Here is a 24,037-nt window from a genome sequence, read left to right as displayed (position 1 = left end):
AGAAAAAGGAGAACCTATGAAACCATTAAAACAGATCTTTGTTTCAAGCGTAATTGCTGCTACGTTGCTAGGAGGATCATCTGCACTAGCCGCTGGTTTAGATGCGGACGGTTTGAAGTCTAGCAATAGTCAGATTCTATCTGATATTTCAACTTTAGCGGGAATCGGTGATTTTGAAGACCGTGATGGGGATGCTTCAAAAGCGGCATTTCGCGCCCCAAGCAGTGTGCTTCAACTTGCAGACGGGAGTATTCTAATTGCCGATACACGGAATCATGTGATTCGTAAGTTGAAAGATGGTCAAGTCACTACTTTTGCTGGACCTGAGATTGCTATAGTAAAAAACAGTCAAGGTTTCCCGACAGGTGGACTCCTTGATGGGAAAGCAACTGAAGCATTTTTTAATGAGTCGACGGGGCTTGCTTCAGATTCCAAAGGAAATGTCTATGTAGCGGATGCTGGTAATCATGCGATTCGTAAGATCGACGTGAATGGGAATGTCACAACCGTTGCAGGAAATGGTGTGCCTGGGAACAAAGATGGTAAAGGTGCAGTAGCCAGCTTCAATCACCCAAGTGATATTGCGGTAAGTGCGGATGGCACTATATATGTGGCAGACTCACTCAATCATACCATCCGTAAAGTCACTGTGGATGGTGTTGTTACAACACTTACAGCTCCTGTTACTCGAGTTATCCAAGTGCGTCCAGGTGAAGCCTCATTCGCAGGAGAATATCACGATGGAAGCCTTTCTACGTCTACATTTAATGAGCCTTCTGGACTCGCGCTGGACAGCAAGGGGAATCTCTATGTAAGCGACACGGGTAATCAACGTATTCGTTATATTGATTTTGCATCTGGAAGTGTTACGACGATCGCAGGATCAACAGCTACGGGTAGTGCTTCGACGCTTTATGGGAAAAATGAGCTGTATGCGCAAGGAGACTTTGCAGATGGTGATGCTTTGAAAGCAAAGTTCGACTTCCCTAAAGGTCTAGCTGTGACATCAGAAGGTGGACTTCTCATCGCGGATAGCTTGAATCATTCGATTCGCTATCTGTTGAATGGGCAAGTAACAACGATCACAGGTACGCTTCAAACTGGAGAGACGGACGGCGTGGAACAATCCGCTCAGTTCTACAATCCTTCAGATGTGCTTGCTACTATGCAAGGAAATCTGGTTGTTGCTGATGCGTCCAATAACAAAATTCGCAAAATAACTCCCTATCAGTTGCCTGAGAATATATCCAATGATGGGCAAGTGAAAGTGGTTAGTGGCAATAAGTTAATTGCATTTGATGCGCAGCCTGAAATTCAAGATGGTCGTACGATGGTACCTGTTCGTGCGATTAGTGAAACGTTTGGATATAAGGTTACCTACGTAGAGCAGGCTGGCAAGTCCGTTGTGCAGCTTTCCAAGGGCAATCTCACGGTAGAGTTAACCATTGGTGAAACGGGGATCGTACGCAAGCAAACAGGCGTGCCAGATCTTAAGATAGAGACGGATGTAGCCCCTTATGTGAAGCAAGATCGTACGTATGTGCCGATCCGCTTCTTCGCCGAACAGATCGGTTTGGATGTACAATGGGATGCTTCGCATCAAACAGCTATTTTACGCGTGAAGTCTTACTCGAATTAGGCTTGAGTTAAGGAAGGGCTTGGCAGGGGGAATCCTCTGACCAAGCCTTTTTTTCATTCAGACTTCAACTTTGTGTCCCAATTGCCGATAAAACGGAGAGTGGAGTAAGTGGATTGGGGGTATGAAAGTATGAAGTCGAATAATCGAAACGATCAATTGGAAAGATTCTTTCAACATAATCCGATCGAGGATCCTCTCTATCTCAAGAAATATGTCAAAGAGCATCCTGATCATAAAATGGCCTGGTATCTGTTAGGCAGAGAATATACAGCACAAGGTAAAGCGGGGAAAGCAGCGTATTGTTTTGCGCAAGCCGGTGAAATATATGAAGCTTTCGAGCAACAAAAAATCGTGTTAGATGGACCTATACCAACCACCCCTACAGGGGCGATAGCAAGCAAAGTCGTGGCGCCAGTTGAACGTAGATCGGCATCTCGCAACGTGCGGAAATGGGTGTTATTCCTGATCCTATTTCTTCTGCTAGCTCTTCCGGCAGGCATGGATCTAGCTAAAACAGATGTGATAGAAGAGGTCGTGGTGACTGAGCAGTCAGGTGGCAACGAAGCGGTTACAGCATTCACGAGTATTCAAAGTGAAAATCCTGGAATAAAGCTTTATGTCACTGATGGTAATTGGGGGAAAAAGCTGCAGCAAATTCTAGAACCTCCTACTAAAGCGACAGGTGAATCTGTGATCATGGATGTGCCTCCTAGTAAAGATGGGCATTGGAAGGAGTGGTATCGCTCCGTTCGTCCGCTTCTTAGTGTAGAGCATCCCGGAACAGGAGCGAATGAAGCGGTACTAAAGTATTATCAGGCACAAATTTGTGCTTGTCAGGTGGCGGATAGCTCGAAACTTGTTCCTATTATTTCGGCTTGGATGCATGATCGTGAAGAAGCTATTATTCTGAAAAGTGCAATTCAAGCGTATCAAATCAAAACAGGGGCATTACCGGATAATCCACAACAATTGACGAAGCCTTATCCGGATAATTTACTGCCAGGACTTACTCCGCAAATGAAGGCGGCTTTTCCCGCAGCTTTGCAGAAAGTGGCTGAACCTACAGGGGGCAAAGGGGCTCAAGTACCCAACCTAACTGGGGGGAATACGAGGGGACAACCAACGCCAACAAACGAAGAGAAAGCGGTAACAGCAGGAAACGCGCAAGCCCTAGCCTCGTCGGAGCCGTTACAAGAGCCCTTAAGGATCATTATTGATACGGATCAGCATCAATTGGCTGTTGCGAGTGGGGACATTATTCTGAGGCGTTATGAAGTGGGATTGGGAGGCACTAAGACACCGCAAGGTGATTTTGTGATCAGTGAAAAAGTGCGTAACCCGAATGGCAGATCAAACGGAGAGTTTGGAAGCCGCGGAATGACGTTGTCCAATACGCTTTATGCGATTCATGGGACGAATAAGCCTAAGAGCATAGGTAAAGATGAATCGCATGGATGTATACGGATGCTGCAGCAAGATGTGGAGGAACTATACAACATGGTCCCTGGACAAACGAAAGTGACGATTGGTAAAGGTGTCTTGCCTTCTGGTGAACCGGGGGATGGAATTGGCGCTGGGGGCGGTAAGCCTCAACAAGCCATCAGCTTGCCTTTGGAGACGAAGGATCATAATCCAGGTAAGATTTACAGATGGTTGAATTAGAAAAAAGGAGAGGCAAGCATGAAGCTTGTCTCTCCTTTTTGTTTTTTACTTGAACGTAATTCGTATGTAAAATCAAAATAAGAGCGTTTTCAATTTGTTGAAGTTATTGCAAGTTTTTTGCTTGACAAGAAATCGGAAAGCGATTACAATTCAAAATGTGAAGTTTTCAATCACTTTGAATGAAATCAATTGTTCAAAATAAGCAGTAAAGCCATGATTAAGATAACAACTAAGAAAATCGATCCTGTCCAGTAAATGGCTTTCATGTTAACTTCATTTTTCTGTCTGCGTGAAGCGCTTACTGGTTTGCGTTTGGCCATAAGAATCACCTTTTCCATTAGGATTAAACGAGATGATTCTATCATATCATAAGAGTGTGCATCAACGAATAAGAAAAATAGCGAGTTAAAAAAGAGTATTGACGTCCATGTCATTATATTGTAAGATTTAATCACACGAACCGCACAAAACAACTGAATATGTCAGTTTTAATAACATGTTACCGTAAGGGCATTAGTTATTAGAAGGAATGCAAGTTTTCTTCTATAACTATGCCCTTTTTATTTTTCCCAAAAAATGAATTATGAAAGGGGTTGGTAGTGCAAACTAAAGCCTAAGATTGCTATCGGGTACAACGTTTTACAAATAAATAACTAGATGATGTAAAAAAAGGGAGAAGATGATCACATGAACATGAAGAAATGGTCAACAATTGGTCTAGCAACATCTATGGCACTCGTAGCTGCAGGTTGCGGTAAATCCACACCCGCTGAAACGACAAAACCAGCTGCATCTGTAGCACCAACTACAGCAGCTTCCGCAGCTCCAACTGCAGCAGCTTCAACTAAACTTACAGGTGATTTTGAAATCCAATACTTTGTTGGCGGATACGGCGACAAATGGTGGAAAAAAGTCATTGCTGATTTCCAAGCGAAAAACCCTGATTTGAAAATTAAAGAGAGTGCGGGACCAAAAATCAACGAGCAAATGAAACCCCGTTGGATCGCTGGTAACCCACCTGATTTCGTATATATCGATGGTCCTGAGTTGTTCGACCGCCAAATGGTGACAGACGGACAACTGGAAGATTTGACAGATTGGATTAAAGACGCTAAAAACGTTGATGGCGAGAAAATCATTGATTTGCTTGCTCAAAAGCCACAACAATTTGACGGTAAAACGTACAACATTCCTTTCGTAATGAGCTCATGGGGTATTTTCTATGACAAAGCTCTTTTCAAAGACAAAGGTTGGGCTGAGCCGAAAGACTTCGAAGAATTCTTGGCTGTAAGTGAGAAAATCAAAGGTGCTGGCATTAATCCATTCATCCACACTGGTAAATATCCGTACTACATCAACGGCGGCGTATTGCTTCCAGCGATCGTATCTGCGAACAACAATGACTACAAATTGCTGCAAGATATGTCCACAAACAATCTTGAAGCTTGGAAAAACCCTGCCATCATCAAAGGTCTAAACAAAATCGTTCAAATGCGTGATAAAGGCTACATCGACAAAGCATCCGTACAAATCAACCACACGGATTCCCAATCCTTGTTCCTACAGCACAAAGACGCTTTCATCCCGAACGGTCTATGGCTACCAAACGAAATGGCGAAAGACGTTCCAGGTGGCTTTGACTTCGGATTCATTCCATCCATCACACAAGATAAAGGTGGAAAAGTTGTAGCTAACACGTCCACAGCTACTTTCGGTATCGCGAAAAAAGCGAAAAACAAAGATGCTGCAAAAGCATTCATGCAGTTCGTATTCTCCAAAACACAAGCATCCCAATGGGCTGAGCTAAGTGGTGCTCCTTCCAACGTGAAAGGTGACATTTCTTCTTCCAAAGCGCCTAACTTCGTTAAGGATGCTGCGAAATTCTTGTCTTCCCCTGACACAATTGTAGTTCCTACAGTTTCCTTCGCTGCTGACGTTGATAAAGCGATGCAAGATGCAACAGTTGCTTTGACAATTGGCACAATTACGCCTGAACAATGGGTAACTCGTGTATCTGATGTTGTGGCAAAACAAAAGAAATAGGAACTGAATGAAGCAGTGCGGAGAACTTTCAAAGGCAAAGTTGCCTATGGCGTTCTCCGCCATTTTAATGATAGGACGGTGACGATAGAATGAAGACCAACGCGAAAAAGCTGAAACGGAATTTATTCATCGCTTCATTCATCATTCCGACTTTTCTATTCTTCTGCGTATTTACGATATATCCCGTTATACAGGCGTTACAGAAGTCGTTTTATGATTGGTCAGGAATGTCTGAAAATAGCGAGTTTATTGGGTTTGACAATTTCGTTGAGCTTTTCAAAGATCCAATTGTACTTAGAGCTATTGGGAATGACTATTTCCTTGTAGTTGGTAAAGTCATTGGGATTATGATTCTGGCGACTTTCTTCGCCGTTGCGTTAACCAGATTTAACTTAAAGGGTTCTGGTTTCTTCCGAGCCATCTTCTTTATCCCGAATGTCATTTCGGTCGTTGTTATCGGCGTACTTTGGAATTTCATTTACAATCCGCAAATCGGTTTCTTAAATGCTTTCTTGTCTCTCTTTACTGAGAAAAAAGTAGATATTACTTGGCTAGGATTTCCTCAGCACACGATCTGGATGCTTCTACCCCCTACCATTTGGGCAGGTATCGGCTTCTATATGATCCTGATGATTGCTGCAATCGTGAATATTCCTGCTTCTTATTATGAGGCAGCTAATATAGACGGAGCCGGTCAATGGTCGCAATTCCGCCATATCACCATGCCGCTCATTTGGGAGCAGATTAAGGTTTCCATCGTTAACATTGTTATTACGACACTCAACGGATCGTTCGTAATTGTTCAGTTAATGACCAATGGCGGACAACCCGACAATACGACGCAAGTTATGGGTTCTTATCTGTATCGGATGGCTTTTCAACAGTATCATTTCGGTTATGGAGCAGCCATTGGTGTCATGATTCTGATCGTGTCACTTATCACAACACTGATCTTGCAGCGCATCATGCGCCAAGAAACCATCGAAATGCACTAAAGTCATCATAGACAAAGATACTGAGGGAGGGAAACCATCGTATGGCTATCAAAAATCCATTAGCGAAAATGTTAGTTTGGATCATTCTGATCATATGGAGTGTAGCCGTTCTTTATCCACTTGTGTGGACATTGCTCGATGCGCTCAAAAATAATGAACAATTTTTCTTAAACGCCCCATGGGCATTGCCTAAATTTCCGTTACTTTGGTCGAACTTCTCGTATGTGTGGAGTAAATATAACTTCAGTACATACTTCCTGAACTCCATTGTGGTGACGGTAGGAAGTACACTACTGGGTATGATCCTTGCAGCGATGACGGCCTATATTTTGGCGAGATACGATTTTAAAGGGAATAAAGTTCTTCTAACGATCTATATCTCTTCCATGATGATTCCGTTCGCGCTTGCTTTAATTCCCTTGTTCTTCTTGTTGAATGATTTGCATCTTATCAATACGTGGCTGGGTTTAATCCTCGTCTACGCGGCACTTAACTTGCCATTTGGGATCTTCCTGCTTGTCGGGTTCTACAAATCTTTACCGAAAGAAATTGAAGAAGCTGCGATTATTGATGGCACTTCTCACTATGGCACGTTTTTCAGGGTTATGTTACCATTGTCACAGCCAGGTCTTATTACGGTAATGATCACGAACATGCTTAATAACTGGAATGAATACTTCCTAGGGGTTGTTTTAACCAACGAGCCTACCAAGTACACACTTCCAATTGGTTTGGCTGTGATGCAAGCTGAGATGCAATACCGCGTAGAATGGGGTCCATTATTCGCAGGATTGGTGATCACAACATTGCCAACTTTGATCGTATATATGATATATCAACGCCAGATTGCAAGTGGGATTACAGCAGGTGCTGTGAAATAACTGGATATGGCAATGCATAGAAAAAACACCTTAACCTAGAGGAATTTATCCTTTCGGGAGGGTGTTCTTTCTACTATAATGGGGATAGGTAAAAGCAAACAAGGAACGGCCAAACTTGTGGGCTATAGGTGAATCTGATGAGTGTAATGTATGCATTTCAGAAGATGGGGAGATCGTTAATGATCCCTATTGCGGTGCTGCCGGCAGCATCCATTCTTCTTCGTATTGGTAAAATGTCATTTCATGATCCATTCCTTGTTCATGTCGCTCAAATTTTTGAGCTAGGCGGAAGTGCGATTTTTGATAATCTGCCGCTTATTTTCGCAATAGGGATAGCTATTGGATTAACTTCTGGAGAGGGTATAGCTGCATTAGCGGCTGCCGTTGGATATTTGGTTTTTGATAACGTTCTTAAACATTTCCAAATGGTTTCAGGCAGCTCGGAACCACTAGATACAGGTGTACTTGGAGGCATGCTGGTAGGGATGCTTTCGGCCACATTCTTCAATCGATTTAGTCATATTCAATTACCTAAATCGCTTGGTTTTTTTGGTGGAAAACGCTTTGTACCTCTTGTGACATCCTTAGTCATGGTATTCCTAGGCGTAGTGGTCGGGTTAATCTGGCCCCCGGTACAGCGAGGCATAAGTGAAATTGGATTATGGATTGTAGATAACGGAAACGTAGGAGTATTCATTTATGGCGTTATGAATCGACTGCTCATTCCTACAGGTCTTCATCATGTCATTAATAATATAGCATGGTTTCAAATAGGTGATTTCGTTACACCAGCAGGCAAAGCGGTACATGGGGATATTTCACGCTTTTTCGCGGGGGATCCCACAGCAGGGATGTTCATGACAGGATTCTACCCCGTTATCATGTTCGGATTACCAGCAGCAGCTCTTGCTGTCGTACGGAGCACGTCTTCCACCACGAGAAAGTTTGTAGCCCCTGTAATGTTAACTGCAGCCCTGACAAGTTTTCTGACAGGTATTACAGAACCTATAGAATTTGCGTTTATGTTCGTAGCTCCTGGACTTTATGTAATTCATGCCATTCTTACTGGCTTCTCGATGCTCATTATGAATATCCTTCAAGTGAAAATGGGATTTGGCTTCTCAGCAGGCTTTATTGATTTCGTGCTGAACTGGCACTTGGCGACGAATCCGTACTGGATTTTACTACTAGGTGCTGTGTACTTCATTCTTTATTTTATAACTTTTAGAGCTTATCTACATTTCTTTCCGATGAAAGTATCGAGTAAGGATTACGTTGAGCAAAATATTGACATTGAACCTGCTGTTGAGAAAACAGCTAAGGAAGACCGGCCATCAAAGATTCTGACCTATATTGGCGGTGCTTCTAATATTATATCCATTGATGCTTGTATTACACGATTGCGACTTCTTGTGAAAGAAGAGGTGCTTGTGATCGATAGTGAGCTTAAGGAATTAGGGGCCATTGGTGTCATTCGGCTAGGAAAAGGCAACGTTCATGTTGTTTTTGGGACAGAGTCGGAACAAATTCGTGAAAGCATTAAGCCTTTTCTGGTAATAAATGAGAAATAATCAGGACAAGCCTAAGAACGCGGAGGTGTCTTATGATTGAACGGACGATCATACATGTTCTATCCCATAACGTCGTGATGGCGCATTTAAGCACAGGGAAAAATTCCATCGCTTTTGGTAAGGGAATAGGCTTCAAGAAAACTCCGGGTATGCTGATTGGAGAAGGTGAAATCACCCAAGAGTTCCTTTTACATACATCGGAAGTACTGAAGAACTATGAACAAATTCTAAATGCTGTAGATGTCAAAATTATCGGGATCACCGAAGAAGTCATTGCTTACGCACAGAGCATGCTGGAAGGGGATTTCTCAGAAACGATCCATGCATCGCTTGTTGATCATATTAATTTTGCAGTAGAGCGGCAGAAACGCGGAATATTCATTACGAACCCATTTGCCTATGAAATTGGTTACATGTATCCCGAGGAATATAAGGTAGCTAAGAAAGCTGTCGAGTTCTTGAATGAGCATTTGGATGTTAAATTACCCGAAGATGAGGTTGCTTTCTTGACGATGCACTTCAACAGTGCGCGTAAGAAAGAGCAAGCATCCGATTCTCTAGCGGTTGTCAGAGTCGTTTCTCAAACAATCGAATCTGCAAAGGAGCTAGGCTTTAATTTTGATGATTCGTTCTCAACGCTTCGTTTTATCAGCCATCTTAAAGGTGTGATTGAGCGAGTTAAGCAAAAGAAAACACTTCAAAATTCACTCCTTTCCAAAATTAAAGAAGAATACGGCGATACGTATGTGAAAGCGAAGGTTTTATCGCTAATGTTAAGTGACTCCTTGCAATTAGAAGTGCCTGACGATGAGACTGGATACTTAACAATGCATTTGGAACGCTTGCTGCAACGTACCGAAGTGTAAGAAGAATATATAAGCGTGAGAGCATTCCCTTGCAACCTTCGTGGAGCAGGGATTTTTTGTGTGAATAACAAGGTTAATGACCTAGAGTGGATTGCATATTTCTACATTGTCGGCTAAACTGACTGTTAGAGTACTTAGAGAACGGAGTGCATAGGACATGCTGTATAAGAAGTTAGCCAAGCCCGTTTTGTTCCGAATGGATCCGGAAAAAGCGCATCATTTGACGATTGACGGCCTCAGTGTAGTAGGTAATATTCCAGGAGGTAAGCAACTGCTTAAATCCATGTATGGGGTGCCAGAATCACCGCAATTATCACAGGAATTATGGGGATTACACTTCGGTAATCCAGTAGGCCTTGCTGCAGGGCTTGATAAAAATGCGAAAGCGGTAAAAGGATTTTCACAATTAGGCTTTGGATTTATGGAAGTGGGGACAATTACACCTAAACCACAACCAGGTAATGAATTGCCGCGATTGTTCCGTCTACCTGAGGACAAAGCGCTTATTAATCGAATGGGCTTTAATAATGTAGGTACTGCTGAGATGGCACATAACCTGGAGAAGACAGGGAAACGCGCAATTCCAGTAGCAGTAAACATAGGTAAAAATAAATCAACGCCAAATGAGCAGGCCGAGGAAGATTATCGCGCTTGTATTGGAGAGTTATATACATACGGTGATTTCTTTGTTGTAAACATAAGCTCACCAAATACACCTGATCTGCGTAATTTACAACATGGCGATGATTTGAAACGCTTGTTGTCGACCGTTCGTGATGAGATGCAGGTGCAACATAAGAAGCATGGTTGTACGACGAAGCCAGTGCTTGTCAAAATTGCGCCAGATCTAACGGATGAGGAACTTATTCTTACGGTACAGATTATTCAGGAAAGCGGAATATCTGGGATAATCGCAACGAATACGACGCTAAGCCGAGAAGGCTTACGACATGCCAATCGCGAACAAGCAGGCGGATTAAGTGGTTTGCCGCTTACACAACGTTCAACAGATGTCATTCGACGTGTGTACCAATTAACGAATGGCAAGCTGCCGATTATTGGGGCTGGCGGGATTTTTACCGCGCAAGATGCGTATGACAAAATCCGAGCTGGGGCTAGCCTTGTTGAAGTATATACGGCATTAATTTACGAGGGACCTGGTCTGCTAGGCCGCATAAATAATGGGCTTCAAGAATTATTGAAGAAAGACGGCTTCACACATATTTCCCAGGCAATAGGGGTAGATTCGCACTAACTTCATTCAGGATGGAGGATACATGGATGGATGGACGAGACTGGAAGAAATTCCTACTGCCTTATGAGCAAGCGGTAGAGGAATTGAAAGTAAAGTTCAAAACATTACGTGGCGAACTCAAAAGTCGTGAAGAGTACGCACCGATCGAATTTGTTACGGGTCGAGTTAAGAAAATCTCAAGCGTGTTGGAGAAAGCGAAGCGTTTGAGCGTTCCGATGGATCAGTTGGAATCAGGCATTGAAGATATCGCAGGCATTCGTATTATGTGCCAATTTGTAGAAGATACAGAAAGTCTAGCGGAGCTCATTCGCAGCAGACAAGATATGAGTGTCGTATATGAGAAGGATTATATTACGAATAAAAAGCCAAGTGGATATCGAAGCTTTCATATTATTATTGAATACCCTGTACAAACCGCACTCGGTATGAAAAAAATCTTAGCGGAAGTGCAAATTCGGACCCTAGCCATGAATTTCTGGGCAACGATTGAGCATTCTTTGAACTATAAATATAAAGAGCAATTACCTGTCGAGGTTCGGGCACGCTTAAGTAAAGCGGCAGAAGCTGCTTATCAGTTAGATCAGGAAATGTCGAGTATTCGTGGAGAGATTGTTGCCTCCCAACGGATGTTCGAAGATAATTCTAATCTGATCAATCGAGTGCTGAACAATATACAAGAATTATATTTCTATCATCGTGTACGAGAAGCCGCGCAGTTCCAACTGCGGTTTAATGAAATATGGGAAACAGAAGAAGGACTAAGTGACCTATCTGCTGATATCGAGGCTGCTATTGCGAGAGCCAAAAAAGGAGATAATAACTAATCCATGAGCGAATATGACCGGTTATATGTCGCTTTTCTGTATTATTTTAACGATCAGCGGGATTATTTCGAATGTCATGAAGTGATGGAAGAACTTTGGCTGGAGGAAGGCCGAAATCTGTTATACCAAGGTCTGCTGCAGATTGCAGTAGGCCTTTATCATCATTTGAACGGCAATCCGAACGGTTCTATTAAACTATTTAGTGCGGGCTTAGACAAGCTGGCTCCATATCCTGCGCATACGTTAGGCATTGATCTTGGTCAATTAGTAAAGGATAGCGAGATTTATCTAGGGAAGCTTCTGAGATTGAAAGAGGAGCCGTTCCCTCCTTATGACTTGGATATTGTGATTTTGGATGATGAGCTCATGGCGCTTGTGGAAGAATTGAGGTTGGATCCTCCTGCGAATATAGAGCATGACTGAAAGAGAAAAGGACTTCTCACCATGAGGTGAAGAAGTCCTTTTGTAGGTTGCTATTAGTTAATGGCATTAACCTTTATATTTTTGGAAAAAGGTTTTGAATACTTCAGGCGTATTGCCGACTGTGGATCCAGCTTCAGGAACCCCACCAACAATGCGATCCACTTCAACACCGTTTTTGTAATAAACTAAGGTAGGTGTGGATTCAATCTTATATTTATTCCAACCGTCTTTGAATTCTTCCAAATTGAACTGTTTTACATCAAGACCTAGTTCTTTTTGAATAGGAACTAGAACGGGGGTTGTCACTTTGCAATGAGGGCAAGTTGACGCATAATAGTATTGGAAGAATGTTTCTTTGTTTTTCAATCTTTCATCCAAATCTTTTGGTAAAATCAAGTTCTGATAGTTTGGATCATTCAGCTGCTTCACAGTCTCAGGATTTAACTTGGATGCAGCAACACCGTAAGGATTGCCAGCATTTGCTTTGTCCGAAGATTTGGTAGATTGCTGATTAACGAAATAGAGACCACCGAATAAAACAACTACAATGCCTAAATAAATAAGCAGCTTCTTCATGTATGCACCTCTTTATAATGTCTACTTTCTATTACCTTCTATAAAAAGTATAGCATATCCTGTAGGATTTCGTAAAAAGATTGGCTGTTTCGTGACAACTCAGCTATAATACCGTTACAACGTTACATGGAATAAGAAATGTGCCTAATGAAAAGGGATTTTATATAGAAAGCGAAGATGTCGAATGGCGAAGCAATTACCTCCCCTTTTTAGGGAGAAAATGATTGATTTACTAGGTGAAGAGGAGTTTGAGCAGTTTCTTGCGTCCTACGATGAACCACGAGTGTTTGGATTAAGAGTAAACACGGGTAAGGTAGCGCGTGCGGAGTTTTTGGAGAGTAGTCCATTTCAACTGACTTCTGTACCTTGGGTACCAGAGGGTTTTTATTATGAAGAAGGTGAACGTCCAGGCAAGCATCCGTATTATCATGCAGGTCTTTATTACATCCAAGAACCAAGTGCGATGGCACCTGTAGAGCTTCTTGGGGTAAAACCGGGGGAGCGGGTGCTCGATTTGTGCGCAGCGCCTGGTGGGAAATCGACGCAGATTGCCGCGAAGCTGCAAGGTGAAGGCGTGCTTGTTGTCAACGATATTCATTCGGATAGAGTTAAAGCATTGGTAAAAAATCTCGAACTTCTCGGTGTGCGAAATGCGGTTGTGTTGAATGAAAAACCGGAACGGATGTTGACGGCTTTCGTAGGGTATTTTGATAAAATTTTGATTGATGCACCTTGTTCCGGGGAAGGCATGTTCCGCAAGGAAGAAGAAATGATGGGTCAATGGGAACGCCACTCTGTTCAGGAATTTGCTGCTATGCAGCGCGAATTGTTGGCGCAAGCTGCAGTGATGTTAGCACCTGGAGGAAGAATCGTGTATTCGACCTGTACGTTCTCACCGGAGGAGAATGAGGCGCAGATTGCGGAGTTTCTAGACAAGCATCCAGCGTTTGATGTCGTTCCTATTGAAGGATTTAGTCCTGGGCGACCGGATTGGTTGAGAGAACCGTGGTGTGAGGCGGACGGATATAGTTCAAGGGCTAAGGCTGCTGTGGCAGGGACGGCGAGGTTGTGGCCTCATAAGTTGAAGGGTGAGGGGCATTTTTTGGCGGTTTTGGGTAGTGGGGTTGGGGAGAGTGTGGGTGCGGGAGGAAGCGCGAGAGGAAGTGCGAGTGCGAGTGCAAGTGTAAGTGCAAGGGAAAGGGCAGGGGCTGCCGACTTTGTGGCGGCAGTTGGGAAGCGTAGCGGTCGTCCCGCGCTACGCGGGAAGGGCCGTGCTGAAGCACCGCCTAGCACGGGGGTGAGCTTGGAGCCGCTGGAGGCGTTCTCCGGTGAGCTGCTGCGCAGCGAGCCTTTCGCCCTGAGGCGGCTAGTCTGTTACGGCGAGCACGCATACGCGTCGCCGGCGGGCTTGCCCGAGCTGCACGGACTGAAAGTCGTGCGGCCGGGCTGGTACATCGGCGCGTTGCACCGCGGCCGATTTGAACCGTCCCATGCGCTAGCCATGGGACTGCGTTTGCGCGAAGCCAAGCGAGCGCTGAGCTTGGCTTCGAGCGACGAGCGAGCCCTTCGGTACCTGAAGGGCGAGACGCTCGAAGTCGCGGAGAGCGAGATTCTCCGCGAAGGGACCCAGGCAGCCAAAGGCTACTGCCTGGTCTGCATTGACAACCATCCCGTCGGCTGGGGCAAGTGGCTCGACGGGATGCTGAAGAACGAATACCCGCCTGGTTGGAGGTGGACCTAAACGGTCATGAAGCAAACACAACGGCTCGATAAAATACTCGCCCATGTAGGCGTAGGCACACGTTCTGAACTTAAACGCCTTGCCAAGGAAGGCGGCATTTACGTTAACGGTGTGAAAGTCAAAGACAGTGGGATGCAAGTGAATCCCGATAAGGACAACATTACCGTTAATGGTGAAGTTGTCACTTACCGAGAGTTTGTTTATCTGATGATGAACAAACCGCAGGGGGTTGTCTCGGCAACCGAAGATAATCGGGATCGCACGGTTGTTGATCTTTTGGACGAGGCTTATGCGCCGTTCGAAGTATTCCCCGTAGGGCGGCTAGACAAGGATACGGAAGGCTTTCTTTTGCTAACAAATGACGGCAAGCTCGCCCACAACTTACTCTCACCGCGCAAGCACGTTCCGAAAACGTACTTTGCAAAAGTAGAGTGGGGAGTGAATGAAGCGGATCGTGAAGCATTCGCTCAAGGCGTTACCTTAGATGATGGATATGAGACGTTGCCAGGTCATCTTAACATTTTAAAATCTGGTAATGAGTCGGAGGGCATCCCTTCTGAAATTGAATTAACCATTATGGAAGGCAAATTCCATCAGGTGAAACGAATGTTCCAAGCCGTAGGCAAGCAAGTTGTTTATCTAAAAAGACTTTCGATGGGCCCTTTGTCGTTAGATGCTGATCTAGCCTTAGGAGAAGTCAGAGAACTGCATGCAGATGAACTTCTGGCTTTGCAGAATGCACATGAGACACAAAAATAACGATATACAAAAATACTAAAATATGGTATTTTTAGAATAAGAAATTTGATATGTGCGGAAGAACCGCCTAATTATCGCTTGTTGTTAGCGATGGTTGGGTGGTTTTTTGCTGTTCATGGAAGAATTAGGTAGACATTAACAGTTATGTAATGAGATACTACCAATTATTGGAATGTAAATTAATATCAAGGAGTGAATTTTTTGAAAAAGAGTTTAGTGGCGTTATCTTCTGTTTTAGCTTTTTCTTTGTTAGGGGCGTTCCCAATCTTGGCAGATCAAACAAACCAGTTTCCCGATTTGAAGAATCATTGGGCTAAAGAAACGGTTACAACCGCGGTAAATCACAAATATGTTGACGGTTACAGCGACGGTACATTCCGTCCAGAAAATTATGTAACAGGTGCAGAGTTTATCAAGATGGTTGTAACCGCAAGTGGTTTAAAAGTTGAAGGCATGACTGAGGGGAGTCAATGGTTTGTGCCTTATGTGAAGGCTGCTGTTGAAAAAGGGCTGGTTCGAGAAGAGGGGATAACAAATGAGTTCTTGCAAAATCCTTTGACTCGTCTCGAAATGGCGAAAGTGTCCGTGCGAGCGACAGATCCTTTGTTGCAACAAAAGCACGTAAGTATCAATGATCAAGGCGCAATGTTCACTGCATCCAGCAAGGGTTTGATTCAAGGATTGTCTGGCGGCGAACTAGCACCTGATGGTTCAACGACTCGTGCGCAGTCCGTTACGATCATCGAGCGTATTCTTACTTTGAATGCTGGTGGGCAACTTCCTGTTGATAAGGCAGCTGTTGGGCAAGCTGAGTTGCAACTTAAACGTACTAATATCTTTTCTATGATTCCGGCTTTCGGTGGAAAGATAAATACTGGTTACGAGTGGACTCCTGATAAGTTGGCGTACACTTCTCCTGACGGTAAGTACAAGGGTGAAATTGACCAAGTAATCGCTATCGACATGGAAGATCCAAACGATCCTAATCGTCATTTACTTGGGGATGTGGATACACTGCACTGGTTTGATCGCACCGAACGTTCGGGCAAGTTAATGCCGTTGGTTAAAGATTACCCTAAAAGTTATGTCATCTTAATTCAATCTCATACTGTCTTCAATAACGACCCAGAATCCTACCTTGGTGGGTTCGGCCTTGGAATGAGCTTTGAGGGTTTTGAAACACCTGACGTTGCAGCACTTAAAAAGGGCAAGCTTAATACTATTGCCGAAGTATTTAGAGATAGCTTCGGAGATACCGCTGCCTTTATCCTACCTAAGGAAGGTACTGTGGCACCACGTGGAGTAGACGTGGAATTATTTTTCGTAGCCAAGTCACCTGCTAGTCCCGCATATAAAGTAATCGTATCAACTCGTAGAGTGGAAGAGTAACATCTGACGCTCATGAGAGGGGTGAATTTATTTGCGGTTAGGTTTGATAAAGAAACGAGTTAAGATGTTAAGCATTTCCCTCTTAGCTATTATGGCTTTGGAGTCAAATGGTACACAGTACTTAGGCGAGGAGCTAATAGCTTTAGCTGCCCCGCCTAATACTGTGGCTTCTAGCATTTCCTTCCCTTCTGGTGGGGCAGTGAAAGAAGGTTCGAAATATTATGCTTCAAGTAATTATCTCTCTGGTGGCATAGTAAATATTACAGAGGTCCCTGCCGGTAATGTCATCAAGAAAATCACACACAATGGGGAGGACATCACACCACCGGCCGCTGTTGGTATAAAAGATTATGCTGGTCCCGTTAACGATACGCACAGCGGGACATTAGAGACTGTCACATCAACTGGAAATAAGTCAGCTCAAGGTTACTATGCGTGGTACCGTTATATTCCTGGGGGTTCCCAAGGTTCTAACTGGTACGCTGACGTTTTTGATGGTAACGGTAACCCTAAGAAGCTAAGTTGTGGTCCAGATAACTTCGGACCTGCTGATCATCACAAGCCGGCTCGTGGTGGGACCGCTACTGAGCCCATTAACGGTTACAACATGACAACACATCCCGGCTGTGCTTCCACGGATTTCCCTGAGATCGGTTCACTGAGTATGAGTGCCACACGTGATTCATCACGACCGTACAAAACTAGCGGAGGGGACAGTGTTCCTGATTCTGTTGTTACGAACGTTAGTGCCACTAAGGCTGAGATGAACACTACTAGCGGAATAATTACCGGTCCTAACGGGAAATCTGGACGACCAAGAAGCTCTGCCATCGAAGTTTTAGGTGTTGATCCCAACTCTAATAATGCTGGTGAATATCGTGTAAAATTTCAGCAAGACTTCTCAGACTTCGTTAGTGGGTTTGATTCGATGTATGAGATACCACCATCAAACATGGCAAGGGTTGCAACATACTACTCTGCCTTTGTGGTAGACTTACAAGGTTCTACTTACGCGTACGACAGTGAAATCGAGGTCGAGTACGAAACACCTCCCAACGCACCGAACCTTAGTGGTATTGCTATCACAGCACCTTCATGTGTCGAAGCAGGAAAGCCAGCAGCGTTCTCCTTTAGTTTCTCTAATACAGGTGGCTCGGCTATTACCACTGCCTTCACAGCTAAGGTTATGATTGATGGTACATTGTTCCAAACGTACAACTATACGGGCTTGGGCGCTACAACACCTAAGACCGAAACATTCACCAAGAACTTTGCAGGCATTTCAATGTACAGTGTTGCAGTTTTCCTTGATGTTGTTCCTGGTGAAAGTAATCCTGGTGACAATAGTGAGTTCATAACTGTCACACCATTGACTAGCTGTGCTGCCGCACCAACTCCTGAAGTAATCAGCGGGACATTTACACTGGATAAGACGACCATGCCTTATGGTGATGACAACTATGCTATGCCTGTTAATGTTACTGTTACAGGAACTGATGGCAGTGGTAATGCTTGTAAGCTATCTCGTTTCGGATTTATATTCGAGCAAGATGGTTTAATTGCTGATGGTGTTGGTAATACATCTAGCCCATCTCCTGGTAGTTTCGCAGGACCTCCCTACCCAAGAGGAATGGGAGAAGGTACCGTAAACGTTACCATGAAGATTTTCTCTAGTTGTGGTGGAACAAAAACAGTTGGTCCTCAAAGCTTCACGATTACCATTGTTGGTAATAACAATCCACCATTCTTTACTCCGGGTTGGTTTGCCAATCACAACACTAATAACTTCCCTGACATTCAGGAAGTCGTTGTTGGTAACATGATCGATTTAGGTATCATAAAAGATAAAACTCGCACACCTAACGAACCATACGATCCGGAAGGTGATGGCTTCTATTTCAACTGGGATTTCAAAGGAAGTTATGACCCTTGGATTAGAAATCTTGCTGACACTTCAGTAGGTTATGGTTTCAGCGAGCTAGCTTACGATGGGGATACCTACCGTAACATCAGGGCGGACGTATTGGGCATGCACACTGTTTCAGTTACTGCCTCCGACACCCGTGGTGCTAAATCCGGAAGACGATCAGCAACGATAAACATTGTGAAGCCAAACCCAATTCCTATGTGCTCTGCACCCTCGGAAGTCAAAGCAAATCATCCCTTAGCTCCTAATGCTATCAACGCTGATAAAAGTCGTAGCCCAATGGGCAGAACAATCGACCACTCAAAGGATGTTTGGACCAATAAATTGTCTTCTTACGAAAATAATAGTTTGGCGGATATTACTGTGTCGGTTACATTAGAAAAAGTGTATGATTCCGCTGGACTGGTTTCTGAAGATAACAGCACTTGTAACATTATTGTACACCCCGATTATCCCCCCATTGCAAAAATAAACGCACCTGCTTTAGGTATTCGTGGCGAAGGTTACGATATTTTAAATGAATCCTACAGTACTGATGGTGACACGATCACACAAGTTCTTTGGCAAATGAAGTATGACAAAGACAATGATGGTGATCTGAACGAAGAGGCTTGGGAATCTATCTCAGGCGACCTCTACAAGTCTACATTCAACCCAACAAAAGTCGGTAAGTATCAATTCAAATTACGTGCTGTCGAGGAATTTGGCGCATATGCCGAAGCCGAGTCCACTATTATGGATGTTACCAACCAAGCTCCTGAAGTGTCATTCGATCTTACGGGTAACGGACCCAATCCAGATCCTAACCCACCAACCATCTACAAGTCTGGGGACATCATGGCTAATTGGCCACTGGTAGCCACCAACACCAATAACGCGTTAAGTAAGCTTCCAACATACAATTGGCAAGATGACAACGGAACTTTAGCAACAAGTGCTGGTAAAGGAAAAGAATCACAAATAGCTGGCGTAAATATCGTAAGCACTCCTGCAGGTATTGGAACAGTAACTGCTTACACCACGCAGTTCAATGATAACGGATTAGGCAGGAATGGTTTGTCGATCTACAAAGCCATGACGGCACCTACTCCAGGATATTCTCAACCTTTATTTTATCCAAAAGCTGATGGGACACCTGGGAATTGGGTTAGTGGTGCAACTCCTATCTCGTCTGATAAAACTCACCTGTACTTCACGGGTTCAGTTTCATATGACAACCCAACCCAAATATTTTATGCCTTGAATAAAAACAAGATTGGCAGATATTCACAGGATTATGTCATGGACGGTACTCCTTGTTCAGGTTGTTATGCAACTTTCAAGCTCCAGCATTCATGGTTGAATGGCAGTCCTTACGACTATATGCTAAGTAGAGAAAGTCTCCCGATGAGTCAACTAACTGCACAGCGGGACGTTCCTGTTTACACCAATACGACCAACACGGGGACTACCATGAAGATGTCAGATACAATTGGCGGCGCGCAACCGTACCTAGCCGAAAAGACAGTCTACATGGTATTCACTAAATCTACGCCAGTGAAGTACACGCGGGACACTAGCGGAGACGAAGGTGACCAATACTACACGCAAATGTCTCAGGGGTCGGGAGCCTGTACCTACAAAGCTCTAACGGGCGCATTAATCACGTGCTTTGATATCCCTGGTTCCACTGGACAATATAACAGTGCTGTCGTGAGGGCAACACTAACTAAGGGCGATCATTTGCTTCTCATAATGGATAGTGGTGGTTACTACAGTGCGAATGGTTATTTTGGCGACAGCTTCTACGAGATCGATCTTTACGGTAACATCGTAAAAGCCGGTGCAACGCCGAATAACAATCCGACCACGTATGTGCAGTATGAGAAGAAGTGGGTTCAATGGCCTCAAACCGAAACGCCGAAACCTTTTGTTCCCGCTCAGTATGACACTGCTAGTTGTAGCTTCGGTCAAATGAATCAACCGTACCGGGACAACTACGGCAACACTTATTTTTACGAGACCAAGGGTTGTAAGGATAGTGCGGGCAATACGATGAATCCCACCGATCGTAACCTCAGGTTTTTTCCTGAGTTAGCTCTTGGTGTCTATGTCGCAAAGTACGACAAGGATTTCAAACTTGTTTGGCGCACAAGAACTGGCGGTAACAGTCTATCCTTTAATGCCGCTTGGACTTACGACTGGCAAGAAAACATCAACACTATGATCGTCAACTCGGCAAATAACACTATCTTAACCAAAACCTTGTACACTGTTGCTGGTTCATGGGGCGACAGCCGTAGCACTATCAATAACGTTATCGATATGACAACAGGCGGTGTGTGGGCATGGGGTGGTGTACCTTTTAATGGAATGTCTAAAAACATGCACGTTGACGCTTGGGGTAACTATCAATATGGTTGGTGTGCTGCAACTATTTACAATCAATGTAGTGACATACAAACCGGCGGTAACAACTTTAAATTGGCGGCGCAGTTAGGTTTCGTGTCCAGCGCAACGGAGACCATCGGTACACGAGGTATGACCGAGTATGTAGGTGATGGGTTGCTCTTGTCCTCGTACATGTATCACTCTTGGGTGACAGGCTACAACAGTCCTCCTTACGGGGACACAGTGTACTGGATCGACAAAGGTCCCGTGGACGATGAACCAACTGTTAATATTCAACGTTATCAGTATGGGCAGTTCATCTCTCCTCATGTTCTAAATGACGCTGAGCTCTCCTACAATTTCAAAACCGAACAAAATAAGATTGACACCAATCTGTTCGGTTATTCATTCCGAATGCAAGATGGCACTAATCGTTACGCTTTGGAGTTCGACGGGGTATCGATGTTCCTCTCCAAATATGTTAATGGTGTAAGGACTGTTCTTGCCTCTTCTCCATATAACATTCAGGATAGTAAGAGCTATGGTGTCAAGATCAGAACTACTGGTAATGTGATAAACGTATGGGTCAACAAGGTAAATTATTTCAGCGACATCGTGGATGATAGTTTCCCTGTTAGTGGTAAGTTTGGCGCATTTTCTGACAAATCATTTGTTCAGTACAGCACAATGACTACTAAGCCTTACTCTGAAGCCGATCTCTGGTCTGCCGACTATGCCATTCTGGACGAGAAGACCAATCTCGCAGAACTCAAATACGATAACATTAAATTTGATGATCCCGAGCTGGATCCTATCGCAGGATCATTCGCATGGACTTACATACATACACCAATGTTCTTAAACAACGGTGGCTTATCACCGTTAAGTGGACAGTGCTTTACGACAGGTCAGCCAACTTTCGATCGAGTCGGTAAGTGGGACATCTCCTTAAAAGCTAAGGACGATCCATATCCAACTTTGATTTACAAGTTCCCTAACATGGTGTTTGAGTCTTACCGAAAAAATTCTAATACGTTCAGGAAAACGATAACAGTGCATCGTAGACCAGTTGCAGCCTTTACAGCGGTCATGCAGCCTAGCGGGGTGATTACGTATACCACGGACAACTACGATCCTGACAGGTTCGATTATGCCACATCAACTCCTGATGCTGGGTATGAGATAAATCGTGGTATTTTCGAAGAACGTTGGTATTACATCACTCCTGACGGGAATGTTGTGAATACCAAGTTAGATCGTGTGAACGATTCGGGAACATACACTATCGTCTCGCAAGTAAAAGACGAATACGGTGCTTGGTCTTGGCCAGTTTCCGAGACAATTGATGTTGGCTTACGTCCTAATAATCCACCTAGTGTAACTTTACTTTACCCTGGAGGTTCCTTGGACAAGCCCGACTTCTTCTGTGTTGGTTGTAGTGCAACCATAAATTGGAGTCAAACCGACGTTGATCCTGACACCACCTTCACAGCCTTCGAGGTTTACATTGGGCGCATCTCCAAAGATATGTGGGGTAACATTCAAGAACAGGATGCCAGCACAGGTATAAAGACTTTCAATACCAAAGCTTCTGTGTACAGTTACATAGAAAGTGTAGTGACGGGCAACATCAACTACAAATATCGGATTCGGGTGCGAGTTAAAGACGAGGTTGCTTGGTCGCAGTGGAGTAGTGACGGATTCTTGGGAAGTGTCATACCTCCTACGGTGCAATTAACGTACCCGACTGGAACTTTTGCTAACCCTTCCGCAATGACTTCCAAAAAACCAACAATAACTTGGAATCAAAATGATCCGCAATTCAATAATATTAGTTACCAGATCGTTTATGTTAGTGATGAAGCTGGTAACGTTATCGATTCTGGATACATCAGTGTTCCTGTCGCAGATCGAACTAAACCTACTGGTTCTTGGACCATGACAATTGATGCTCCATTGGGTGCTAAATTACAGGCTAAGGTTAGGGTAATGTCTTCTAGTGGGATTTACTCAGATTGGTCCGAAATAGGATGGATGACGTCAAACAGTCCGCCTACCGCAGTTATGACGAATCCGATAGGAACACAAGCAGCTCCTACCTTATTCAACGTAACCAAACCAACGTTTACATGGAATCAAACTGATCCTGACGCAGGGACAGTGTTCTCTCATTTTCAAATAGAGGTCACGAATGAAGCTAATGATGTTATGGTGATGGATAGCGGTATACTAGAACAAAACTCAACTTTAAGTACGGGGAGTTGGGAATTACCAACTGATTTGCCTGCGGGACAAAAGCTACGAGTGCGAGTGCGTGTGTTTGATGGTTATGTGTGGTCTAGCTATTCAGCTCAGACTTGGCTTTATATTAATCGAGCGCCTATTGCTGATTTTGAATGGACGCCAAAGCCTGTCTGGGAAGGGGATATGATGAGCAGCATAAATAGTTCTTTTGACCCTGACGGTGATCCACTCTCCTATTTATGGACTGTCCAGGAGCCAGCTGGTGTTGTCAAAACGTATACATCCATCAACTTCTTGCAGCAGGTTACTGAACCTGGTGATTACGAAGTGACATTGACTGTTACAGATGGGCAATTGTCTTCAACGGTGTTGAAAACAATTAAAGTCTTACCTCTTACGATTCAATCGGAAGTGACTTACACGGCGCAATGGTTGATTTTGCATAATCAGATGGGCCACCAAACAGAAGTGATTCCGAAATCCTTTTATTCCGGGGAGATATTTGTTGTAAGCAGTCAGAGTGCACCCGCCCCGGTTGAGGAAGTGATTGCTTGGATTGACACGATAGGATTGGACGGTCAGGCTTTATATGTACTGGAAAAGTTAGTACCCGAATTAGGTGATAGTACCATGTTTAGGGGGGAGCTTTTCGATAGCCAATTCCTGTCCTTCTCGGAGGGATTGCCTCGAGGGCTTCAAACGATTCATTTTCAGATTACATACAGAAATGGTGTTATCAAAAAGGAAGATATTCCAGTCGAAATCATTGGGAATGTGCAGCAATCAGTTGGTGTGCATCGGGTTCAATGAAGTGGGAGGCAGTTATCGATTGATAACTGTCTTTTTACTGTAAATTCGGTGAACTGAAATTG

At 44.1% G+C, this 24,037-nt stretch carries 16 protein-coding genes; 14 read left to right on the top strand and 2 right to left on the bottom strand.

From position 1 onward, the window contains the following. The first annotated feature begins 16 nt into the window (after positions 1-16). Entirely contained in the window at positions 17-1,639 is a 1,623-nt protein-coding gene (locus AC58QM_RS08710; protein ID WP_497283102.1) for an NHL domain-containing protein, read from the top strand. 129 nt (positions 1,640-1,768) lie between these two features. Then, complete coding sequence (locus AC58QM_RS08705; protein WP_497283100.1) at positions 1,769-3,301, top strand: L,D-transpeptidase; 1,533 nt, start codon at positions 1,769-1,771, stop codon at positions 3,299-3,301. 185 nt (positions 3,302-3,486) lie between these two features. Here AC58QM_RS08705 and AC58QM_RS08700 read toward each other — a convergent pair whose 3' ends face one another. After that, on the bottom strand, positions 3,487-3,621 hold the full coding sequence (locus AC58QM_RS08700; protein WP_497283098.1) for a hypothetical protein: 135 nt from the start codon (positions 3,619-3,621) through the stop codon (positions 3,487-3,489). Positions 3,622-3,988: 367 nt separating this feature from the next. On the opposite strand from AC58QM_RS08700, the gene AC58QM_RS08695 reads away from it, so the two are divergent. The 8 genes from AC58QM_RS08695 (at position 3,989) to AC58QM_RS08660 (ending at position 12,159) form a co-directional block, all read left to right on the top strand. Further along, positions 3,989-5,344, top strand: a complete 1,356-nt coding sequence (locus AC58QM_RS08695; protein ID WP_497283096.1) for an ABC transporter substrate-binding protein — start codon at positions 3,989-3,991, stop codon at positions 5,342-5,344. Between the two features lie 89 nt (positions 5,345-5,433). Next, positions 5,434-6,339, top strand: a complete 906-nt coding sequence (locus tag AC58QM_RS08690) for a carbohydrate ABC transporter permease (protein ID WP_057310671.1) — start codon at positions 5,434-5,436, stop codon at positions 6,337-6,339. Between the two features lie 41 nt (positions 6,340-6,380). Beyond that, positions 6,381-7,220 (top strand): carbohydrate ABC transporter permease, encoded by an 840-nt coding sequence (locus AC58QM_RS08685; protein WP_497283094.1) that lies wholly within the window; start codon positions 6,381-6,383, stop codon positions 7,218-7,220. Between the two features lie 146 nt (positions 7,221-7,366). Next, complete coding sequence (locus AC58QM_RS08680) at positions 7,367-8,791, top strand: PTS transporter subunit EIIC (RefSeq protein ID WP_497283622.1); 1,425 nt, start codon at positions 7,367-7,369, stop codon at positions 8,789-8,791. A gap of 32 nt (positions 8,792-8,823) precedes the next feature. Beyond that, positions 8,824-9,657: a PRD domain-containing protein gene (locus AC58QM_RS08675; RefSeq protein ID WP_310222511.1), complete on the top strand. Its 834-nt coding sequence runs from the start codon at positions 8,824-8,826 to the stop codon at positions 9,655-9,657. Positions 9,658-9,814: 157 nt separating this feature from the next. Beyond that, on the top strand, positions 9,815-10,912 hold the full coding sequence (locus AC58QM_RS08670) for a quinone-dependent dihydroorotate dehydrogenase (protein WP_497283093.1): 1,098 nt from the start codon (positions 9,815-9,817) through the stop codon (positions 10,910-10,912). Between the two features lie 26 nt (positions 10,913-10,938). Next, positions 10,939-11,736 (top strand): GTP diphosphokinase, encoded by a 798-nt coding sequence (gene yjbM, locus AC58QM_RS08665; protein ID WP_497283091.1) that lies wholly within the window; start codon positions 10,939-10,941, stop codon positions 11,734-11,736. A 3-nt stretch (positions 11,737-11,739) separates the two neighbouring features. Beyond that, positions 11,740-12,159, top strand: coding sequence for a DUF309 domain-containing protein (locus AC58QM_RS08660; protein WP_497283089.1), 420 nt, complete (start codon positions 11,740-11,742; stop codon positions 12,157-12,159). 66 nt (positions 12,160-12,225) lie between these two features. Here the strand turns inward: AC58QM_RS08660 and AC58QM_RS08655 are convergent, their stop codons facing one another. Further along, positions 12,226-12,735, bottom strand: coding sequence for a thioredoxin family protein (locus AC58QM_RS08655; protein ID WP_497283088.1), 510 nt, complete (start codon positions 12,733-12,735; stop codon positions 12,226-12,228). A gap of 184 nt (positions 12,736-12,919) precedes the next feature. Here AC58QM_RS08655 and AC58QM_RS08650 point away from each other — a divergent pair, with 184 nt between their 5' ends. From AC58QM_RS08650 to AC58QM_RS08635, 4 genes are all read left to right on the top strand, one after another. Next, a complete protein-coding gene (locus AC58QM_RS08650; RefSeq protein ID WP_497283086.1) occupies positions 12,920-14,476 on the top strand; it encodes an RsmB/NOP family class I SAM-dependent RNA methyltransferase in 1,557 nt (518 codons plus the stop codon). A gap of 6 nt (positions 14,477-14,482) precedes the next feature. Then, on the top strand, positions 14,483-15,235 hold the full coding sequence (locus AC58QM_RS08645) for a pseudouridine synthase (protein WP_497283085.1): 753 nt from the start codon (positions 14,483-14,485) through the stop codon (positions 15,233-15,235). A gap of 201 nt (positions 15,236-15,436) precedes the next feature. Beyond that, complete coding sequence (locus tag AC58QM_RS08640) at positions 15,437-16,624, top strand: S-layer homology domain-containing protein (protein ID WP_497283083.1); 1,188 nt, start codon at positions 15,437-15,439, stop codon at positions 16,622-16,624. Positions 16,625-16,688: 64 nt separating this feature from the next. Next, the gene (locus AC58QM_RS08635; RefSeq protein WP_497283081.1) at positions 16,689-23,975 is read left to right on the top strand and encodes a glycoside hydrolase family 78 protein; all 7,287 of its coding nucleotides are present in this window, start codon (positions 16,689-16,691) and stop codon (positions 23,973-23,975) included. The last annotated feature ends 62 nt before the right edge of the window (positions 23,976-24,037 follow it).

This window comes from Paenibacillus sp. J22P165, from assembly GCF_059692015.1.
Note: the sequence above shows the minus strand (reverse complement) of the source record. Positions and strands in the feature narration are given on the sequence as shown.

Excerpts from the sequence above, each read along its gene's own strand:
- yjbM (WP_497283091.1), top strand. The coding sequence starts at position 10,939 with ATGGATGGACGAGACTGGAAGAAATTCCTACTGCCTTATGAGCAAGCG.
- AC58QM_RS08670 (WP_497283093.1), top strand. The coding sequence starts at position 9,815 with ATGCTGTATAAGAAGTTAGCCAAGCCCGTTTTGTTCCGAATGGATCCG.
- AC58QM_RS08695 (WP_497283096.1), top strand. The coding sequence starts at position 3,989 with ATGAACATGAAGAAATGGTCAACAATTGGTCTAGCAACATCTATGGCA.
- AC58QM_RS08635 (WP_497283081.1), top strand. The coding sequence starts at position 16,689 with ATGTTAAGCATTTCCCTCTTAGCTATTATGGCTTTGGAGTCAAATGGT.
- AC58QM_RS08650 (WP_497283086.1), top strand. The coding sequence starts at position 12,920 with ATGGCGAAGCAATTACCTCCCCTTTTTAGGGAGAAAATGATTGATTTA.
- AC58QM_RS08655 (WP_497283088.1), bottom strand. The coding sequence starts at position 12,735 with ATGAAGAAGCTGCTTATTTATTTAGGCATTGTAGTTGTTTTATTCGGT.
- AC58QM_RS08675 (WP_310222511.1), top strand. The coding sequence starts at position 8,824 with ATGATTGAACGGACGATCATACATGTTCTATCCCATAACGTCGTGATG.
- AC58QM_RS08710 (WP_497283102.1), top strand. The coding sequence starts at position 17 with ATGAAACCATTAAAACAGATCTTTGTTTCAAGCGTAATTGCTGCTACG.
- AC58QM_RS08680 (WP_497283622.1), top strand. The coding sequence starts at position 7,367 with ATGTATGCATTTCAGAAGATGGGGAGATCGTTAATGATCCCTATTGCG.
- AC58QM_RS08705 (WP_497283100.1), top strand. The coding sequence starts at position 1,769 with ATGAAGTCGAATAATCGAAACGATCAATTGGAAAGATTCTTTCAACAT.
- AC58QM_RS08685 (WP_497283094.1), top strand. The coding sequence starts at position 6,381 with ATGGCTATCAAAAATCCATTAGCGAAAATGTTAGTTTGGATCATTCTG.
- AC58QM_RS08690 (WP_057310671.1), top strand. The coding sequence starts at position 5,434 with ATGAAGACCAACGCGAAAAAGCTGAAACGGAATTTATTCATCGCTTCA.
- AC58QM_RS08660 (WP_497283089.1), top strand. The coding sequence starts at position 11,740 with ATGAGCGAATATGACCGGTTATATGTCGCTTTTCTGTATTATTTTAAC.
- AC58QM_RS08645 (WP_497283085.1), top strand. The coding sequence starts at position 14,483 with ATGAAGCAAACACAACGGCTCGATAAAATACTCGCCCATGTAGGCGTA.
- AC58QM_RS08700 (WP_497283098.1), bottom strand. The coding sequence starts at position 3,621 with ATGGCCAAACGCAAACCAGTAAGCGCTTCACGCAGACAGAAAAATGAA.